The following is a 4,459-nucleotide window of genomic DNA, read 5'->3' as shown; positions in this document are numbered from 1 at the left end:
GAAGAAACATGGCCCCCGGGTACACCGGAGCGCCATAACTGACAATTTCTGCGCCGGAAGCACGAATGGCCGTGGGGGTGCGGTCGTCCGGGTCAACGGACATGCCGCCAGTAACCACAATCATGTCCGCACCCTGATGCAGAAAATCCACAATGGCGGCAGCTGTCATGTCCACTTCATCACTGGTGAGGGTCTGGCCCATAATACTGCTGCCCAGCTTGGCGAATTTTTTTCGCAGCACCGGGCCAAAAGCGTCTTGAATGCGGCCATAATAGACTTCGCTGCCTGTGGTCACCACACCCACTTTGGCGTGGGCGAGAGGCAACACCTCCACAACGGGATGGCTGACCATCTCTTCCATACTGCGCAGCTTTTCCTCTTCAATCATAAGGGGCACAACGCGCATGCCAGCCACAGGCCGCCCTTTGTTCACAAATTGCAGGCTGTGCATGGTGGCTACGGTAATTTCGCCCAGGCCATTGATTCTGGCGAGTGTGGGCACGTCAATTTTCAACAGGCCGTCACATGCGGCAGAAAGATTGATGCGCCCTTCTTTGGGGTTTCCGGCAATAAGGTTACTTCCCGCCGTGGCAGCCACAATGCGGGCGGCTGCGTCATTTTCGTGCACCATGCCTGGCAGTGGCTCGAAAACATAAAGATGCTCCTTGCCTACTTCGAGCAGCACCTTGATATCTTCGGGCCGCACCACATGGCCCTTGCGAAAAACCGGCCCTTTACTCTCGCCGGGCACAATCCGGGTTATATCGTGACAAAGAACACTACCAACTGCCTCATGAACGTGTATGGTTTTCATACAGGCTTTTGTCATGGATTCTCCTGAAACGATGCATGACCTGATGCTCAGATTGTGCGGATAATAGCACCCTCACAACAAAATGCAAAATAAAATTCAGGATTTATAAAGTGTGGACAACATAAGCTTTTGGTATCTTATGTGTTCGGTTTTAATTTTCCCTGTTTTAACAAAAAGCGTGACTATTGCCTCCAGTTTGACCGCCTTCGCTCGCTGCGACAATTGACAGATGGCGCGTTCTCTGCGACAGGGAGTGAAAGAAAATGATCCGCAATCACGTCAGATGATCATGGCGCAACGGTTCGCCGACGCCAGGAGTCCGTATGAACACAACCCTCTGTACTACGCGCACATCGCGCTTCAGCCGCCTGGCCACCCTGGCCGCCGCACTTTTTCTTACCTTACCTTTGGCCGCCTGCGGCCTTGGCGAAACCCCGCAAAGGGATGAAACGCCCCCTGGCCCCGTAGAAAGCTTCATGATACTTTCCACTCCCGGCCAGACCACTATTGTAGATGACATACAGTTCGGTCAGGGCGTAAGCGTGAGCGTTGACGAAGTTTTCACCTCGGCCAAGGGCGAAAACTGCAAACGCGGCACAGTACTGGCCGGGCAAAAGGAAGCCGAAGTGGTAGTTCTTTGCCAGGACGGGCAGGGGCGCTGGATCATGGCTCCCAGAGTATGGGGCCAGGGCATCTCCAAGCCATAATTTCAGCGGGGCGCTGCCCCGTAACCATTGCAGGCGCGCGGCGCGGCTTGGCCGCGAAACCGCGCGTCTCATCCTTTGGAATATCATGCTGCAAAAAAACTATTTTTTCGTCATTCTGGCCCTGTTGACCCTTTGCGGCGCAGCGCAGGCCGAAGACAATGTGCGGCCTTACGCGGCCAATCTTTTTCAGGGCAATTTTGCCCAAAGCAAAGAAGGTTCGGTAATCGCCCCCGGCGACCGCGTGGTGGTGCGTTTGTGGGGCGGCGACCTTAATGTGGACCGCACCCTCACCGTGGGCCCGGACGGGCACATGAACCTGCCTGAAGTAGGCGACATGCCCGTGGCCGGGCTTGCCTACGACAAACTGATCGACGCGCTGCGCAGCAAGCTGGCCGCCAACGGCCACCCCAACGCGCAGATCTACGCCGCCCCTCTGGATGCCCGCCCCGTGGCCATTTTTGTAACTGGCGGTGTGACACGCCCCGGAAGCTACACTGGCGGCCCCAATGACCCTCTGCTGAGTTTTCTGGACAAGGCAGGCGGCCTTGACCCTGTGCGCGGGAGTTACCGCGACATACACCTTATGCGCGACGGCAAGTCAGTAGCGAACCTTGATCTCTACCCCTTTGCCCGCAAAGGCGTACTGCCCGCAGTGCGCTTGCAGGACGGCGACACGCTGGTGGTGGGCGAAAAGGGCCCCACGATTACCGCCACTGGCACCGTGCGCAATTCAGCTCTTTTTGAATTTCCCAAAAATCAGGCAACGGGCGCGGCTTTGATTGAACTGGCCGACCCTGAGGGCCGCACCTCACATATCGCCCTCAACGGCACTCGCAACGGCGCACCTTACAGCACCTATCTGCCCCTCAAGGATCTGCGCAACCTGCGCCTTGAAGACGGCGATAAAATACAGTTTATCGCTGACGCGTCCGGCAACACCATAATGATTGAAGTGCAGGGCGCTGTACGCGGTGCTTCGCGCTTTCCCGTTCGTCAGGGCGCACGCCTGCGCGACGTGAAGAACTTCATTGCCGTGGAGCCCGAACGCGCCAATCTTGATGCGATGTACATCAAGCGTAAAAGCGTTGCCGCCCGTCAGAAAAAAGCCATAGCCGACTCATTGCGCCGCCTGGAAGAAACAGCCCTCACCGCCTCTTCGGCCAGTACTGAAGAGGCGCAGATTCGCGCCAAGGAAGCCGAAATGGTTTCCAAATTTGTGGAACGCGCCAAGGCAGTGGAACCCGAAGGCGTGGTTGTTCTGGACGGCGGAACCAACAAGGCCGACCTGAGCCTGGAAGAAGGCGATATTATCGTCATTCCCACCAAGAGCGATGTCGTTCTGGTAAGCGGTGAAGTTATGGTGCCTCAGGCCATGCTTTGGGCCAAAAAGAAAGATTCCAGCGACTATATCAAGGGCGCGGGCGGCCTGACCAACCGCGCAGACAGCGACAAAATTCTGGTAATGCACCAGAACGGTTCTGTAACGCAGGGCGGTGACGACATCATGCCCGGCGACCAGATACTTGTGCTGCCGAAGGTGGAATCCAAAAACATGCAAGCCATCAAGGATATATCTCAGGTGCTCATGCAGGTGGCGGTATCTGCCCGAGTACTGCTGGGGCTGCCTTCGCTGTAAAAAATCCTACCCACATCACATTTAATGTAAAAAAGCCCGTTTCCGGGCTTTTTTACATTGTTGCCTGCGCAACAAACAGAGCTGGGCAAAGCCAAACTTGATGATGTGCATTTTATCGCTTTTTGTGTATACTGACTTCAAACGCGCCATAATCGGCACGGGTACTTGGTGTCGATTTTCTCCAATAATGGAAGGATATATGGATCAGGCCCTGAAAAACTGTGACCTTTTCGCCCATATGAGCTCGGATGACGCCAGGTTATGCCTGGGGTGCAGCGGAGCTGTGGAGGAAAAATACGGCAAGGGAGGCATGGTTTTTTGCGAGACTGATTCTCCAAACCGGCTGTTTGTTCTGCTGGAAGGGTCTGTCACGGTTGGACGTGACGGTGCAGATGGCAGGCGTGCGGTCATGGCCCGCATTGATCGGCCCGGCGACCTCTTCGGTGAGGTGTATGTTTTTCTGGACCAATCCACCTACGGCTGTAGCGTGCAGGCTGAAAGCCCGGTACGCGTTCTGGCCATACCCGCCAAATTCTTTTATTCCACCTGCGAAAAGCGTTGTGCCATGCACGCGCAGATCATCCGCAACATGCTTTCTGTCTTCGCGCGCAAAGCCTTTTTTTTGACCCGCCGGGTGTCGTTGCTCTCATCAGGCAGCCTGCGCCGCAAAATCGCCGCACTGCTGCTTGAACATCGAGCCCCTGACGGTTCGCTGGTTCTAGGCATGAACCGCGAACAGATGGCGGATTTTCTGGGAGTAACGCGCCCCTCGCTCTCGCGCGAGCTGGCTGCCATGCGCGACGAGGGTTTGCTGGACATACACGGAAAAACCATCGCCCTGCCCCACCCTGAACGGCTAAAAGAATTTTACGATTATTTTGTTCCGTAACATTTGTTACGGACGCAGTTACTCCCCCTTGCTATACAGGAATCGTCAAAGCCAAGGAGGACCCCATGCAACACTTCCTCAGAAATCTCGATTACGCCACCGCTCTGCCCCTTGCAGCGCAGGTGGAGTACCAGCCCGGCCAGATAGCCAGCAAGACGCTTGTTCAAAATTCTGCTGTGGGGATGACGCTCTTCGCTTTTGACAAGGGAGAGGAAATCAGCGCCCACACCTCCACGGGCGATGCCTTTGTACTGGCCCTGGATGGTCAGGCTCAGGTCAGCATCAGCGGGCAAGCCACCCTCATCAAGGCGGGTGAAGCCATCGTGATGCCCTCCGGGCAGCCCCACTCTGTCAGTGCGCTGGAGCGCTTCAAGATGTTGCTGGTTGTCATTTTTCCCTCTGAAATTCAATAG

Annotated in this window: 5 protein-coding genes; 4 read left to right on the top strand and 1 reads right to left on the bottom strand. The window is 55.8% G+C overall.

The window, feature by feature from the left end; translation table 11 throughout:
• On the bottom strand, positions 1-829 hold an 829-nt coding region (locus QM579_RS04985), incomplete at its 3' end, for a molybdopterin-binding protein (protein ID WP_414998080.1).
• A gap of 308 nt (positions 830-1,137) precedes the next feature.
• Here QM579_RS04985 and QM579_RS04980 point away from each other — a divergent pair.
• The 4 genes from QM579_RS04980 to QM579_RS04965 all read left to right on the top strand — a co-directional run bounded on the left by QM579_RS04980 (position 1,138) and on the right by QM579_RS04965 (position 4,459).
• Positions 1,138-1,521, top strand: a complete 384-nt coding sequence (locus QM579_RS04980; protein ID WP_414998079.1) for a DVU3141 family protein — start codon at positions 1,138-1,140, stop codon at positions 1,519-1,521.
• Between the two features lie 85 nt (positions 1,522-1,606).
• On the top strand, positions 1,607-3,157 hold the full coding sequence (locus QM579_RS04975; RefSeq protein ID WP_414998078.1) for a polysaccharide biosynthesis/export family protein: 1,551 nt from the start codon (positions 1,607-1,609) through the stop codon (positions 3,155-3,157).
• A gap of 100 nt (positions 3,158-3,257) precedes the next feature.
• The gene (locus tag QM579_RS04970; RefSeq protein ID WP_414998077.1) at positions 3,258-4,046 is read left to right on the top strand and encodes a Crp/Fnr family transcriptional regulator; all 789 of its coding nucleotides are present in this window, start codon (positions 3,258-3,260) and stop codon (positions 4,044-4,046) included.
• Between the two features lie 65 nt (positions 4,047-4,111).
• Positions 4,112-4,459 carry a cupin domain-containing protein gene (locus tag QM579_RS04965; RefSeq protein ID WP_414998076.1) on the top strand — a complete coding sequence of 116 codons (348 nt, stop codon included), beginning with the start codon at positions 4,112-4,114 and terminating at the stop codon, positions 4,457-4,459.

It is taken from the genome of Desulfovibrio sp., from assembly GCF_047607245.1.
Lineage (GTDB): Bacteria > Desulfobacterota > Desulfovibrionia > Desulfovibrionales > Desulfovibrionaceae > Desulfovibrio.
This window is presented reverse-complemented; position numbering and strand designations above follow the sequence as displayed.